The sequence below is a fragment of the Methylobacterium sp. 2A genome (assembly GCF_009806555.1).
Lineage (GTDB): Bacteria > Pseudomonadota > Alphaproteobacteria > Rhizobiales > Beijerinckiaceae > Methylobacterium.
Map to the genome: position 1 here is coordinate 72,189 of NZ_VUOK01000003.1, position 14,332 is coordinate 86,520.

Sequence of the window (14,332 nt, forward strand, 5' to 3'; positions counted from 1 at the left end):
ATCATGGCACGGCGGCGGCGGTTTGCGAGACGCTCGCATCGAGGATCGCCTCGGCCCGCGGCGCCCGGGCCTTCGGGATCAGGCCGGCGCGGACATAGAGATCGATGTTGCGCTGCTCGTCGGCGATCACCGCGGCATCGATCGGCACGGCCCGGTAGCCGGCCCGCCCGAACCAGCGCAGCGGCACCGCCTCCGGCAATCCGATCAGCTTCGACCAGACCGCCGCGTAGGGCGCCGGGTCCTTCAGGGCCCAGGCCCGCGCCTTCGCGAGCCGTTCGCCGAAATCGGCGAGCCGGGCGCGCTTGGTCCGGATCGCGACGTCGCTCGCCACCGCGAAGGTCAGGCCCGGGGTGATGCCGTTGCCGTCGCGCACCACCCGCACGAGGCCGGCGAGTTCGGCCGTGGAGGTGTAGGGCTCCCAGGTCGCCCAGGCATCGACCGCCCCGGAGGCGAGGGCGATCTTGGCGTCGGCCGGCGGCAGGAAGCTGAAGGTGACGCTGTCGGCAGGCAACCCCGCCTCCTCCAGGGCCGCCAGGACCACCTGATGGCCGATCGAGCCGCGGTTCGTGGCGATGCGCCGGCCCTTGAGATCGGCCACGGTGCGGAGGGGCGAGTCCTTCAGCACCAGGATCGCCAGCCCGTCCTGCCGGTTGCGGAAGGCGACGATCGCTTTCACCGGCACCCCGGCGGCGGCCGCGAAGGTGAAGGGCGCGTCGCCGACCCAGCCCGCGTCGATCGCCCCGGCGTTGAGCGCCTCCAGCAGGGGCGCGGCGGCCGGGAACTCGCTCCAGTCGAGCCGGTAGGGCAGATCGTTCAGGACGCCGGCCGCCTCCATCAGCGCGCGGGCATTGCCGCGCTGATCCCCGACCCGCAGCACGTCCTGGGCGCAGGCGGGTCCGGCCGCCAGGAGGGCGACGAGACCGAGGATGAGCGCGCGCATCACGCAGCCTCCGCCGCGCCGCGGCGCCCGAGGGCGGCCCGGAAGGCCGGCAGCAGCGCCCGCCCGTATTGGATCGCATCCTCCAGCGGGTCGAAGCCCCGGATCAGGAAGGTGCGCACGCCGAGCGCGTGATAGTCGAGCAGCGCGTCGGCGACCTGCTCGGGCGTGCCCACCAGGGCGGTGGAATTGCCCGCCGCGCCGGTCTCGGCCGCGATGGCGGTGAACAGCCGCTTGTCGTGGCGCGGCCCCGCAGCGGCGGCGGCCAGCAGCCGCCGGGAGCCCTCGTTCTGCGGCGTCGCGGCCGGGCCGAGCCCCCTGGCGGCCCGGAGGGCGCGGGTCCGGGCCAGGATGTCCTCGGCCCGCTGCCATGCCCGCGCCTCGGTCTCGGCCAGGATCGGCCGGACCGACAGGCTGAAGCGCGGCGACCGGTTATGGGCCGCGGCCGCCGCCCGCACCCGCCCGATCAGCTCGGCGACCTGCGCGTGGGTCTCGCCCCAGAGGGCGTAGGTGTCGGCGTGGCGCCCCGCCACCGCCAGCGCCGCCGCCGAGGCCCCGCCGAAATAGACCGGGATGGCGCCCACCGGCTTCACCTCGGAGAAGCCGCGCGCGACCCGGTAATACTGGCCCGCGTAGTCGAACGGCGCCGTTGCGGTCCAGCTCTGCCGGACGATGTCGAGGAATTCGCCCGTGCGGGCGTAGCGCTCGTCCTTGGTGAGGTGGTCGCCGTCCTGGGCGAGTTCCCGGTCGTCGCCGCCGCTGATCACGTGGATTGCGACCCGGCCGCCCGTGAGCTGGTCGAGGGTCGCGAATTGCCGGGCCGCCACGGTCGGGGCCGTGAACCCGGGGCGGTGGGCGATCATCAGCCCCAGGCGCTCCGTCACGGCGGCGACCTGCCCGGCGAGCAGCAGCGCGTCCGGCGCGGTCGAATGGAACGCCACCAGCACCCGGTCGAACCCGCCCCATTCGTGGGCCTGCGCCAGCAGCTTCAGGTAATCGCGGTCGATCGCCGGTCCCTCGGCCGGGTGGATCTCGGAGGTGTGGCGGGGGGCCACGAAGCCGATGAACGCGACGGCATCGGGGGGCAGGAGGCTCATGGGCCGATCTCCGAGTCGGGGGCTCGCGCCGGAGCGACCTTGCCCGCGCTGCGGCGCGCTCGACGGCCGCTCCCGGTGACCGCCCTCTGATGATCGTGATCGTCCGCCCGGCTACGCGGCGCGTCAACGAAACGCTCTTTCGAAGATCATCGCCCGCGCAGGAGGAAGACCTGAACCGGGTGCCGGCCGGAGAAGACTCTGTCTGTTCGCCGTCCGGAGGAGAGAGATCGTCCTCTCGTCCACCGCGCGTCGAAAGCGTGCGGCGCGCTGCGACACCCCGTGCTCGCCCGCCGCCGCGTGGATGAACAGACATGTCCGGTTCCGGAAGGACGCAAAGTTATCATCCGATCCGGGAAAAGTTGAGAATATGCTTTCGTTGACTCGGGCGCCGGCCATTCGAATACTGAAGCCATCGATCCCTCGACGGATCACCTCTTGCGGACAACGACGCCAGATCCGCCCTCCCGCGCGTCCGGGACGGAGCCACGTGCCGTTGCCGCCCGACGCCTGCGCCGAACGGAGACCTTTCGATGACCGACGCGCCCTCGAGTTTGGGCAGCTCCCCGACCGGACCGCTGCCCTCGCGTCGCCGCCTGCTCCAGATCGGCGCGGCGGCCGCGGCGCTGCCGCTCGGCGTCGGAACGGGTCTGGCCTGGGCGCCGGGTCCCGGCGCGCCGTTCGATCCCGGCCCCCTGTGCCGGCCGGCCGCGGCCGAGGTCCCGGCGGGCCCGCTGCGGCCGATCACGCTGGCCTGGAGCGCCGTCTCGATCTGCACGGCCGCCGCGCCGCTCGCGAAGGAGCGGGGCATCTTCGCCAGGCACGGCCTGGACGTGAACTTCATCAATTTCGGCGGCGTGACGGAGACCCTGCTGGAGGCCATCGCCACCGGCAAGGCCGATGCCGGGATCGGCATGGCGCTGCGCTGGCTCAAGCCCCTGGAGCAGGGGTTCGACGTCAAGATCACGGCCGGCCTGCACGGCGGCTGCATGCGCCTGCTCGCCGCCAAGTCCGCCGGCATCACCGGCCTCGCGGGGCTGAAGGGCAAGACCATCGCGATCAGCGATCAGGCGAGCCCGGCCAAGAATTTCTTCGGGCTGATGCTGGCCCAGGCCGGGATCGATCCGGAGAGCGGGGTGGAGTGGCGGCAATATCCGGCCGACCTGCTCAACCTCGCGGTCGAGAAGGGCGAGGCGCAGGCGCTGGCCGATGCCGACCCGCGCACCTACCTCTGGCTGAAGGATCCACGCCTCACCGAGATCGCCACCAACCTGTCCGGGGCCTACGCGGACCGCACCTGCTGCATCGTGGCGGTCCGCGGCAGCCTGATCCGGGACGAGCGGCCCGTGGCGGCGGCCCTGACCCGGGCGATCCTGGAGGGCGGCCACCTCGTCCACCACGAGCCCGAGGCGGCGGCGCGGGCGTTCTCGGGCTATGGCGGCAAGGGCTCGGTCGAGGATCTGGCCGCGATGCTGCGCAGCCATACGCACGGCCTCCAGCCGGTCGGGGCCGCGCTCAAGCAGCAGCTCGCCCTCTACGGCGAGGAGCTCAAGCTGGTGAACGTCTTCAAGCGCTCGACCGACACGGCGAAATTCGCCGAGCGGGTCTACGTCGACGTGCTGAGCTGAGGCGCCTCATGTCCGGAAGCATCACAGCCGGTGTGGCGCCACGGGCCGCCGTCCCGACCCGGGGAGGGGCGCATCCGCCCTGGCGGATCCTCGTCGCGGGGCTCGCCTGGCTGGCCCTGGCCGGTGCGACCCTGGGCCTGCCCGAAGCGGACGACCTCCCCGATACCGCGGCCTTCGGAGCCGCTGCGGCGGCGCTCGGCCTCCTCGTCCTGGCACTCGCCCCCCTGGCCGGCCGCCTCGGTGCCCTCGGTCCGCGGCTGCGCCACGGGAGCCCCTGGCTGATTGCGCTGGCCCTGGCGCTGCTGGTCTGGGAGGTGGTCACCGCGAAATTTGCGGTGCTGCCGATGCCGTTCTTCCCGCCGCCCCAGGCGGTCGTGGAGGTGTTTCACGAGGACTGGCCGAGGCTCGGCGCCAGCATCGTCGCCTCGCTGATCCTGCTGGCCGGCGGCTACACGATCGGGGCGGCGACCGGCTTCGCCCTGGGCGTCGCGATCGGCGCGTCGCGGTCGGTAGGCTACTGGGCGCATCCGGTGCTGCGCTTCGTCGGGCCGCTGCCGGCCACGGCGTGGCTGCCGCTCGCCTTCTTCGTCTTCCCGTCCTCGTGGTCGGCCAGCACCTTCCTGGTGGCGCTCGCCACCGGCTTCCCGGTCACGGTCCTGACGTGGTCGGGGGTGGCGGGGGTCAACAGGGCCTATTTCGACGTGGCGCGGACGCTCGGCGCCTCGCGGCGCTTCCTGATCCTGCGCGTGGCGATCCCGGCGGCGCTGCCGCACGTCTTCGTGGGCCTGTTCATGGGGCTCGGCGGCTCCTTCGCGGTGCTGGTCGTGGCCGAGATGCTGGGCGTGAAGGCCGGCCTCGGCTGGTATCTGCAATGGGCGCAAGGCTGGGCGGCCTACGCCAACATGTACGCCGCGCTGATCGTGATGGCGCTGATGTGCTCGTCCCTGATCACGCTGCTGTTCCGCCTGCGCGACCGCCTGCTCGCGTGGCAGAAGGGGCTGGTGCAATGGTAGCCGCCGTAGCCGCCTCGCGCGAACGGCCCGCCGCGCAGGCGGACGGCGCCCGGCTGACGATCGAGGCGGTCAGCCACGCCTTCAGCCTTCGGAGCGCGCCGCTGCCGGTGCTCGACCGGGTGAGCCTCGCGGTTGAGCCCGGCGGCTTCGTGGCGCTGCTGGGACCCTCGGGCTGCGGCAAGTCCACCCTGCTGCGGCTCGTGGCCGGGCTGGAGCCGCCCGATCAGGGCGCCATCGCGATCGACGGCGATCCGGTCGAGGGGCCGGACCCGTCGCGGCTCCTCGTCTTCCAGGACCCGACCCTCTATCCCTGGCGCACCGTGCGCGCCAATGTGGCGCTCGGCCTGGAGGCCCGGGGCGTCGGCCGCGAGCGGGCCGCGCTGGCCGACGCGGCCCTGCACCGCGTCGGGCTCGACGGCTTCGCCGAGGTCTATCCGCACCAGCTCTCCGGCGGCATGGCCCAGCGCGTCGCCCTGGCCCGCGCCCTCGTCAACGCGCCGCGGCTTCTGCTGCTCGACGAGCCGCTGGGCAAGCTCGACGCGCTGACCCGGCTCGCCATGCAGGCCGAGATCCTCCGCCTCTGGCAGGAGACGCGGTTCACCGCGCTCCTCGTCACCCACGACGTCGAGGAGGCGCTCGTCCTGGCCGAGCGGGTGATCGTGCTCTCCGACCGCCCCGCCGCGATCCGGGCCGAACTGCCCGTCCCGGTCACCTACCCGCGCCACCGCGACGACCCCGCGATCGTGCGGCTGCGCCGGGAGATCCTGGGTATCCTCGGCCAGCAGACTTGACCGGATGCGCCTTGCCTGATTTCTCCCGAATACGCCGTCTCCGCAGGGCGATGCACATCAAGGTCTTGTCCAGGTCAGCAACCTGCGGAGACCTCCCATCCGCGACACGCGCTTCAATCCCGTCGCCGCCCGATGAGGCGGGGACGCCGGTGCTGCGGCAGGGTAGCCGCGTCCGTCGCGAAATCGTCCTCGCGCTCCCCGTGACCCTTGCGGCCGGATGGGAGATCGCGGTCGAGGCCGCGGTGATGAAGTTCGCGGCCTCGTCGAGGGCGTCGAGGAAGCCCGGATCGGTCTTCGGGCTGTCCCGGCAGAAGCGCTCGGTCTCGGGTACGGCTCTAAGCCGGAACGCGCGTGCCGTCCCAGGCGAAGACGCCTCCGGTGTCCTGTACATCGAGGGTGCCGAGCACGCGCAGGAGATGGCCCGCGCTCTCGTCGGGTTGCAGGACGCCCTCGGCATTCGGGTCCGGCCGGAACGGGCGCGACAGGTTGGAAGCGACCGTGCCCGGATGCAAGCCGACGACGATGGCCTCCGGCCGGCTGCGGGCGACCTCGATCGCGAGGGTCTTCAGGATCTGGTTCAACGCCGCCTTCGAGGCGCGATAGGCGTACCAGCCCCCAAGCCGGTTGTCTTCGATCGATCCGACCCGCGCCGACAGGGCGGCGAACACGCACCGTCCCGTCCGCGCCAGCAGCGGGACGAAATGCTTGGCGATGAGCGCGGGGCCGATCGTGTTGATCGAGAAGACGGCGGCCATCGCGGCGGGATCGAGCGCCTTGACCGTCTTCTCGGGCGAAACGCCGTCCTGGTGAAGGATGCCGGTCGCCACGATGACGAGACCGACCGGTCCGGCCTCACCGACCCTGGCCGCAGCCGCAGCGATCGATGCCTCGTCGCCGAGGTCGATCGCCTGGGTGCGGACGCCTTGCAGGCCTGACGGCTGCGAGCGGGCGAGCGCGAAGATCGGCGCATAGGCTTCGCTGGCAACGAGTCTGGAGACCAGGGCCTGGCCGATGCCGCCGGAAGCGCCGATCACGACCGCGCTGGTCGAGGGTGACAAGGTCATCGCGATGGCACCCGGAGGGTTGCGGAGGATCGGCCTGTTTGGCGGCGTTCATGCCGGCCGGTCTCGCGAGATATGGCCAACAGGCAGGGTTGGCGTCTCGCCGCGCGCAAATAGCATGAGTCCCGCAAGTTCCGACCCGGGTGAGGCCAAGGGGCTTCAGCGGAGCCGGGCGCGACGATCGTCCGGGGCGACCGGCGCGCTGGAAACGATCTATCTTTGTCAAAACAGCGGCCACGGCATGAAGGCTTTCGAGCACGCTCTGCATGCTTCGCGATGCCATGTCGCGTTCGTCTGGATCCCACCCGATTCTTCGAATGGGTTCTTCGGCCGCGGGTATTGATTTAATGAAATCGTCAAGGACTCGATTACCGAGTGAACCATGTACTACGCGTCGAGACGCTCATGCGCGATCAGGCTCTCCGGAGCGCGACGTGCCGTCCGGTTGAGCCTCACAGCGTCGGCATCCGAGGTTGGGACAACCGCGAATACGAGTCCGGTGTGCAACGCCTCAAGCGGCAGGTCCGCCAAGCGCTCCGTTTGGTCGTCCCCGGCCTACACGTTTGATGGTCGATCAAGACTGTAGAGCGACACATGACGCATCGCTCGACTTGGCGGCACGCCGTCAGCCGCGATAGAGTTCCGAAGTTTTCGGCTCACTGTTGCGCCGCCCGCAGATGCCGGCATCTGCCACGTGCAGGTGGAACGGTTTGCTCCCGAGGCCCTCCCGGCGTGACGCCTGTTCTTCCACCGGCAAGCGCGATGAAGACCCCGAAATTGGGGCCGAACAATACCGGATGGTGGCACATAGGGCGGCAAAGGATCGACACGCATTTGCTGTGTCGCATGCCAGTTTGATCAACGCGTTTCTATCGCGTTCGCCCAACAACGCACAACACGTGCCGATTTGCTTTTCAATGTAGCAGCATTCGTGACTCCGTGATGGAAATGCCGAGCGTGGCAATGCTCCCTTCCGGTCTCCGATTGTGATATGCGGCCGTATTACCCGCGATGTACTGCTCTTCCGGGATCGCTCGCTACGGATGGCCGATAAGGAGTCCTGGATGGCGCATGAGAGGGGGCTGGCCGGCCCGGTCGACAAGATCGTCCGGAGTACGCTGGCGATCCTGGCGGCCGACGTGGTCGGCTACGCGCGCCTGACCGAGATCGCCGAGGAGGATACGCATACGCGGCTCCAGGCCCTCCGGGTGCGGACCATCGACCCCTGTGTCGTCAATTTCCGCGGGCATATCGTCAAGAACACCGGCGATGGCCTGATCGCGTCCTTCGACTCGCCGCTCGACGCGGTCGAATGCGCCATTCAACTGCAGGACGAGGTCACGACAAATGAGCGTGCCCAGCCGGGTGAACGCAGGATCAGGTTCCGGATCGGCGTCAACGTCGCCTCCGCGATCATCGATTCGGGCGATGTGTTCGGCCGCGGCGTCAATGTCGCGGCGCGCCTGCAGGAGATCGCGCCGCCGGACGGCATCATCATCTCCAAGCCGGTCTTCGACACGATCGCATCGCGGGCGCGGATCAACGTGGTCGATCTCGGTCCGACCCACCTCAAGAACATGGCCATACCGGTGCGGGCCTATCTGGTGCGCGGCGACCCGCCCGAATCCCGCGCGACGGCGCGCCCGTTGCGCCGACTGAAGGCCAAGGTCCCGTCGATCGCGGTGCTCCCCTTCCGGATAGAGGGACGCAAGGGCGGCTCCAGCTATATCGGCATGGGGCTGGCAAACGATCTGATCGTGGCGCTGCAGAGCGTGCGCGGGTTGCTGGTCATCGCACGCAGTTCCACGCTGCCCTATCAGGGCCGAAACGTCGATCGCCGGCGCGTGAGCCGGGAACTCGGTGTCCGCTACGTGTTGAGCGGATCCGTGGCCGCCAGCGCGGACAAGCTCAGGATCAGCGCCAGTCTGGTCGATCAGGAGACGGGGGCGGTGATCTGGGCCGACCGCTACGATGGATTGCGTGCCGAGATCTTCGAATTGCAGAGCCGCATCGCCACCCGCATCCTGTGGAGCATCGCCCCCCATGTCCGCGAAGCCGAGTTGAAGCGCGCGCTGCGCAAGCGGTCCGAGAATCGGAACGCCTACGAGCTCGTGCTGCAGGCCGTCGACGCCATGTATCTCATGCGCAGTCCCGAATTTCCGAAGGCGCGCGAGTTGCTCCAGAGCGCGATGCTGGCGGATGACGGCTACGCGACGTCCTTCGCGTATGCCGCGCTCTGGCACATCCACAACATGGCGCAGGGCTGGGCCGCGGACGTGGCCGCCGAGGCCGAGGAGGCGACCCGCCTCGCGATGGCGGCCGTCGAGCGCGACCCGGCCGATGGCTTCGCCCTGGCGGTCTACGGTCACACGCAGGCGCTGTTCTTCCGCGAATACGCCAAGGCGATGCTGATCTTCGAGCGTGCCCTCGAAGCCTCGCCCGGCAACGCGATGGCCTGGACGCTCAGCAGCGGCGTTCACGGCTATGTCGGGCAGGGCGACGCGGCCGTCTCACGCGCCGAGCAAGGTTTGCGCCTGTCCCCCGTCGATGTGCAAGCCTATTTCTACCTCATGTTTCTGGCGCAGGCGCACTACCTCAAAGGTCAATACGAGGAAGCCTTGGTGTGGTCGCAGAAGGCGTTCCTCCTCAATCCGAGACTCTGTGCGAATTTGAGGATCCTAGCGGCGACACTGGTGTCCCTGGACCGTGTTGCTGAATCCAGGTTTGCTGCCCAGGCAATTCTGTCGATCCAGCCGGACTTCCGCTTGAGGGCTTATTCAAAGCGGTGTCCGTTCTCAAAAAATCTGCTAGATAGTTTTATCGACAAGTTGGAGCGGGCTGGATTGCCGCAATAATGGCCCCAGTTGGTCCAACGGCGGATCGGGGAGCGTGCGATGGGGGGAAACTGGATCGACGCCGGGGGCGGCAACAGCGCGAGCCCGATGGGCGGCAACTGGTCCGACATTGCGGGCGCGCCCGGCCCCCAGGTCTTCGCGATGCGCACGGACCATCCCCTCGCGGAGATCCCGGTCCCGGCGAATCTGGCCGCGACCTTCCGGGCCTCCGAATGGGATCCCGATCTCCTCGCCCTCACCATCCTGCCGCAATTCATGAAGGCGAAGGTCGGCACCAAGACCTGGGAGACGGCGATCACCCTGCCGGCGCCGGCCGCCATCACCCAGCCGATGATCGACGACATGCTGATCCTGGCGATCACGGAGCGACCGGACGCGCTCGGTGAGATCGTCCAGCAGAACCAGAATTTTCAGATCTGCTGGCTGCAGCTGCTGAACGTCAGCAGGACGTCGCATCCGCACACCTACCGGCTGATGAAGCTGATCGCCCGGTGCGGCGAGCTGGCCATGATGGTGCTGAAGCGGCGCAACCCGGCGCGTCCGCGGCCCTCCCAGGTGTGCCCGATGCTCTATCCGCCGGTTCCGGTGCCCGGCCATGCCTCCTATCCCGCCGGGCACGCGCTGATCGGCAGCCTGACCTCCGCCTGCCTGGCGGAGCTCGTTCCGGCCCACGCCCAGGCTCTGGAGGCGCTGGCCGCGCGGGTCGGCTTCAACCGCGTCCTCGCGGGCCTGCACTTCCGCCAGGACGTCGATGTCGGCCTGGAGGTCGGCCGGCAGCTCAAGCCCTTCGTCCAGCAGTGCCAGCTCTACAAGGACACGCTGGCGGCCGCGCAGGCGGAATGGGCCTGAACCGGCCCCGCCGCGGCGGTCGCCGCCCGCGCGGGGCAGGCTTTTCCGGTGCACCATGGAGGCGTCGGTGGCACGCAAGACTGCGCAACCCGCGTTCCGGCGCGTGCTCTGGGAGAGGCCCCGCGACCCCGCGCTGATCGGGGCCGCCGAGCGTGTCGCTGCGGGCGAGTCGCCCCACGAGCGGCTCGGCGCGCACCGGGTCCCCGAGGGGGTGCGGCTGCACCGCCATTTCGGGGCGGTCCCGATCGGCGCGGGGTCGGCGGCGCGGGCGATCGCACCCGCGACCTTCGACCCGCGCCAAGCGGATCGCTTTCTGGTGCGCGCCACCATTCCGGTGCCCGCCTCCGGTGAGATCCCCACCGCACTCGACGGCGGCGCGATCCATTCCGACGCCGAGATCGGCACGACCCTGACCTGCGGCAGCAGCCGGGCCGTCGGGACCACGGCCGACGTGCGGACGCGGCTCGGGACCGACGTGCTCGCCCGGAACGGTCTCGACGGCACGGGTGTCGCGATCGCCATCGTGGATGGCGGCATCTCCCTGGCGCGGCTCGCCGCGCGGCTCGGCACGCCACCGCTTCTCGACGGCGACCAGTCCTGGTCGCCGCCGACGCGGGTCTCCGCTCCGGGCCAGCACCGGGTCGGGCACGGGACGATGTGCGCCTTCGACGCGCTGATCGCCGCACCGAAGGCGACCCTGCTCGACATTCCGGCGCTCGGCGCCCGCTCGGCCGGTGATCACTCGGCGGCCGGAACGATCGGGATCGCCATCCAGGCCTACTGGTTCCTGATCACCCGCTGGGTGCTCTCCGGGCCGCCCCCCGGCCTCGGGGCGCTCGTGGTGAGCAACAGCTGGGGCATCTACCATCCGAGCCTCGACTTCCCGGAGGGGCACCCGGGCCGCTACATCGACAATCCGGACCATCCGTTCCGCGCCTATGTCCGCGCCCTGACGCTGGCGGGCACCGACGTGGTGTTCGCGGGCTCGAATTGCGGGCCCGAATGCCCCGCCGCGCCGTGCCTTCAGCGGGTGCAGGGCGCGATCATGGGGGCCAACGCCTATCCGGAGGTGCTGACCCTCGGCGCCTGCACGGTCGCCGGCGAGCGGCTCGGCTATTCCGCCACGGGGCCGTCGATCGCCGGGATGATGCCGCAGAAACCGGACGTGACGGCCGACAGCCACTTCCTGGGCTCGCAGAGCCGGAACCGGTTCACGCCCGATGGCGGAACCTCGGCGGCCTGCGCGGTCGCGGCCGGCTGCGTGGCGGCGCTCCGCACGCGCGCGAAGCCGGCCACCACGTCCGCCGCCGCGATGGTGCAGGCCTTGCGCGCGACCGCCCTGCAATCCGGCCCCCCGGGGTGGAATGCCGAGCTCGGCTACGGCATCCTGCAGCCGGTCGAAGCCGGCCGCAGCCTCGGCCTCATTCCGTGAGGCGGCGGGTTGCCCGGCGGCAGGGGCGCCTCAGTCCATGATCGGCCGCGGGCAGAGCAGCAGGAGGCGGACCAGGGCGGCCTGACGGCGTGTATCGGTCTTGTCGAAGAGGCTGCGCAGATGCGCGCGTGCCGTGTTCAGCGTGATTCCCCGGCGGGCCGCGCAGGCCGCCAAGTCGTTCCCGGCCAGCATCTCGAGGGCGAACGCGGCCTCGGTCGACGTGAACCCGAACTGCGCGCGCAGGGTATGCGCACTCGGCAGCGGCGCCGTTGCGGGATTGATCAGGCGCAGGAGCACGGCGGCCTCGGAATTCGCCCGCTCGGGCGGCAGCGCGCTTGCGGCGATCAACAAGGTCTCGGTCTCGAAGACGAGCCGGCTGGCAATCTCGCGGCCCCCGGATACGCAATCGGCGAGCATCTTGTGGAGCACGAGGCTGGCGCTTCGCGCATTCGCCCGCAGAACGCCGTCCGTCAGGACGAGATGCTCTCCATCGACCATCCTCCTGGCCGCAGCATTGAGGAACAGGGCGCGTCCGCGCCGGTCGACGACGGCCAAGCCCTCCTCCAACTGCTCGATGAAGATCCGAAGGGCGCCGTCGACGATGGCCGGAAACGGAGACGGGCACCGATGGTCCCCGGCCCTCTCCTCCCGATGGGGGAGGGGATGGCTAACATCCCGAAACCCGGCCCGAGACGCATCCAGGGAGACAGAGGTTCGGTTTTCGGCCGTTCGCATCTGCACCCTCTCCTCGGGCTTGGGGCGAGGAACTTGTGGAGTGCACACCGTAAGGTTGGTCAGCGCCTGGCGCGTGTGACGGCCCTCACACGGCCCGCGACGGGATCGGCGCAGATCCATGCGCCGTGAAGCGCCGCGTGCGCCATGGCACGGCATCCGCTGCGAGGCCGGCTGCCTGATCCTGTCGTCCATGGCGGCGCGATATCGTTTTACAGCATTCGCCCGCTGCGGTACTTGTTGAATGCAGGCAGACGATTCTGAATAGGGCGGCTTCCGCAAGCGGCGTCTATCGGGTGCGTTGGGACATGCGTGAATCCGAGAGGGACCGATCGTCTCCGATCCTGAGCGCGCCCCATGCGGTCCGATAGGGTCGGTGCGGCTTTCGATAAGCGGGCCGTTCTGGCGCGGCACAAATTGTTCTGCGAAGCGCCGCCCCCGGTCATCGAGCGCCTCGCGCTCCGGGCTCAGCCCCTCACGTTCCGCTGCGGTCAGCGGATCTTCCGGCGCGGTGACGAGAGCCACGGGCTGCTCGCGGTCGTGAGCGGCTACGTCCGCATCTCGGCGACCGGCCCGGACGACCGATCGGAACTCGTGATGAATCTGATCGGCCCGGACGAGGTCTTCGGCGAGATCGCCCTGCTCGATGACGGGCCACGGACCGCCGATGCGTTCGCGGCCACCCGCTGCCTTCTGCTGCGGCTGGAGCGGCGCGACCTGATGCCCCTGCTCAACGATTTTCCAGTCCTCGCCGTCCGGCTGCTCGCGATCCTGAGCGCGCGCCTGCGGCGGACGAGCCAGCAGCTGTCGGATCAGGCGTTCGTCTGCGCGGAGCAGCGTCTGGCCAAGGCGCTGATCACGCTGGCTGGCGGGTCGGAATGCGATGGCACCCGGGTGCTGACCACGCAACGCGAGCTCGGCCACATGATCGGCCTCTCGCGTGAGGGGACCAACCGGCAGCTCTCGGCTTGGCAGCGCAAGGGCTATATCGCCCTCGCGCCGGGAGCCTGCACGATCTGCAACCACGAAGCGCTGCGGAACATCGCGGCGGGGCTTGCCGGCGCGGTCTGATCGCCCGGACGCGGCCCGACGTCCCCTGCGCGCATGAAAAGGCCCGCGCCGGCGAACCGGGCGGGCGAAGGTGGATCCGCGCTTCGGGGGATCACGGATCGATGGTTGCTTTTACCGTCCACGCGCGGATTCTACAGAGACAGGTAGAGTCCGCCGCTGTCGCAGGTCTCACCGCAGGATCGTACCGGTATCGGCGCCCCATTCGCCGGCACCGTGTCCGGCGACGCGCGCCTGATCGTGCCGGCGATGGCGCCATGCATCCGGAAAGACGCGAAGGCCGGGATCCGGTGCCCATACCGGTGCAGCCGGTTCCCACGGCCGCCGGACGCATGTTGTTCGAAGTGGACGCGCGGCCTCGTCGCGTCCGCGCGTCTGCTCCGGGGTGAGCCGGTGCTGTTCCTGTGCTTCGGCATACGCACCTTTTCGTGAAGAAACGCTTCCCTGCGCGTGGCTGTTTCATGCCGGTTCCTGGCTCAAGTCGGGAAACCGACGGGATCCGGTCGGAATTGTTTCGGAGCGAGGGCGGATCCGAAGACCTCACGGCTTGAAAGGAGGACGACAATGCGAATGAAACTTGCAGGCGCGGCACTCCTCGCGCTCGGCACCCTCACCGCGTCCGTCGGCACAGCCGACGCCGCCCAGGGCTGCGGTCCCGGGTTTCACCGGGGCTATTACGGCTGGTGCAAGCCCAACTGGCGTCCCTATGCCTACCGCCCGGTCTATTACGTCCGGCCGGTGGTCTATGGCTGGCACCGTCCCTGGGGTTGGCACCATCACTGGGGCTGGCGCCGGGTCGGCTGGCATCGCCCCTGGGGCTGGCACCATCATTGGGGCTGGCACCGGGCGGCTTGGCACTACGGCTGGTGAGC

Annotated in this window: 12 protein-coding genes; 8 read left to right on the forward strand and 4 right to left on the reverse strand. The window is 69.9% G+C overall.

Annotated features, from left to right (window positions below; all coding sequences use genetic code 11):
* Position 1: 1 nt before the first annotated feature.
* Both FVE89_RS00560 and FVE89_RS00565 read right to left on the reverse strand, forming a co-directional pair.
* On the reverse strand, positions 2-940 hold the full coding sequence (locus FVE89_RS00560) for an ABC transporter substrate-binding protein (protein WP_160532317.1): 939 nt from the start codon (positions 938-940) through the stop codon (positions 2-4).
* On the reverse strand, positions 940-2,034 hold the full coding sequence (locus FVE89_RS00565) for an LLM class flavin-dependent oxidoreductase (RefSeq protein WP_160532318.1): 1,095 nt from the start codon (positions 2,032-2,034) through the stop codon (positions 940-942). Before FVE89_RS00565 ends, FVE89_RS00560 begins: the two co-directional genes overlap by 1 nt.
* A 530-nt stretch (positions 2,035-2,564) precedes the next feature.
* Between FVE89_RS00565 and FVE89_RS00570 the strand changes: the two genes are divergently transcribed.
* From FVE89_RS00570 to FVE89_RS00580, 3 genes are read left to right on the forward strand one after another with little or no spacing between them, the layout of a single operon-like run.
* Positions 2,565-3,659 carry an ABC transporter substrate-binding protein gene (locus FVE89_RS00570; protein WP_160532319.1) on the forward strand — a complete coding sequence of 365 codons (1,095 nt, stop codon included), beginning with the start codon at positions 2,565-2,567 and terminating at the stop codon, positions 3,657-3,659.
* 8 nt (positions 3,660-3,667) lie between these two features.
* Positions 3,668-4,672, forward strand: a complete 1,005-nt coding sequence (locus FVE89_RS00575) for an ABC transporter permease subunit (protein ID WP_160532320.1) — start codon at positions 3,668-3,670, stop codon at positions 4,670-4,672.
* Complete coding sequence (locus FVE89_RS00580) at positions 4,666-5,463, forward strand: ABC transporter ATP-binding protein (protein WP_160532321.1); 798 nt, start codon at positions 4,666-4,668, stop codon at positions 5,461-5,463. Before FVE89_RS00575 ends, FVE89_RS00580 begins: the two co-directional genes overlap by 7 nt.
* A 335-nt stretch (positions 5,464-5,798) precedes the next feature.
* Here FVE89_RS00580 and FVE89_RS00585 read toward each other — a convergent pair whose 3' ends face one another.
* Complete coding sequence (locus tag FVE89_RS00585; RefSeq protein WP_160532322.1) at positions 5,799-6,527, reverse strand: SDR family NAD(P)-dependent oxidoreductase; 729 nt, start codon at positions 6,525-6,527, stop codon at positions 5,799-5,801.
* 1,040 nt (positions 6,528-7,567) lie between these two features.
* Here FVE89_RS00585 and FVE89_RS00590 point away from each other — a divergent pair.
* The 3 genes from FVE89_RS00590 (at position 7,568) to FVE89_RS00600 (ending at position 11,660) form a co-directional block, all read left to right on the forward strand.
* Entirely contained in the window at positions 7,568-9,379 is a 1,812-nt protein-coding gene (locus tag FVE89_RS00590; RefSeq protein WP_246730431.1) for an adenylate/guanylate cyclase domain-containing protein, read from the forward strand.
* A 39-nt stretch (positions 9,380-9,418) separates the two neighbouring features.
* Positions 9,419-10,228 carry a phosphatase PAP2 family protein gene (locus FVE89_RS00595; protein WP_160532323.1) on the forward strand — a complete coding sequence of 270 codons (810 nt, stop codon included), beginning with the start codon at positions 9,419-9,421 and terminating at the stop codon, positions 10,226-10,228.
* A gap of 67 nt (positions 10,229-10,295) precedes the next feature.
* Positions 10,296-11,660: a S8 family serine peptidase gene (locus FVE89_RS00600; protein ID WP_342389774.1), complete on the forward strand. Its 1,365-nt coding sequence runs from the start codon at positions 10,296-10,298 to the stop codon at positions 11,658-11,660.
* A 30-nt stretch (positions 11,661-11,690) separates the two neighbouring features.
* Here FVE89_RS00600 and FVE89_RS00605 read toward each other — a convergent pair whose 3' ends face one another.
* Positions 11,691-12,587, reverse strand: coding sequence for a helix-turn-helix transcriptional regulator (locus FVE89_RS00605; RefSeq protein ID WP_160532325.1), 897 nt, complete (start codon positions 12,585-12,587; stop codon positions 11,691-11,693).
* A 162-nt stretch (positions 12,588-12,749) separates the two neighbouring features.
* Between FVE89_RS00605 and FVE89_RS00610 the strand changes: the two genes are divergently transcribed.
* Together FVE89_RS00610 and FVE89_RS00615 are read left to right on the forward strand one after the other, a co-directional pair.
* Entirely contained in the window at positions 12,750-13,463 is a 714-nt protein-coding gene (locus FVE89_RS00610) for a Crp/Fnr family transcriptional regulator (protein ID WP_160532326.1), read from the forward strand.
* A 567-nt stretch (positions 13,464-14,030) separates the two neighbouring features.
* On the forward strand, positions 14,031-14,330 hold the full coding sequence (locus FVE89_RS00615) for a hypothetical protein (RefSeq protein WP_160532669.1): 300 nt from the start codon (positions 14,031-14,033) through the stop codon (positions 14,328-14,330).
* Positions 14,331-14,332: the final 2 nt, after the last annotated feature.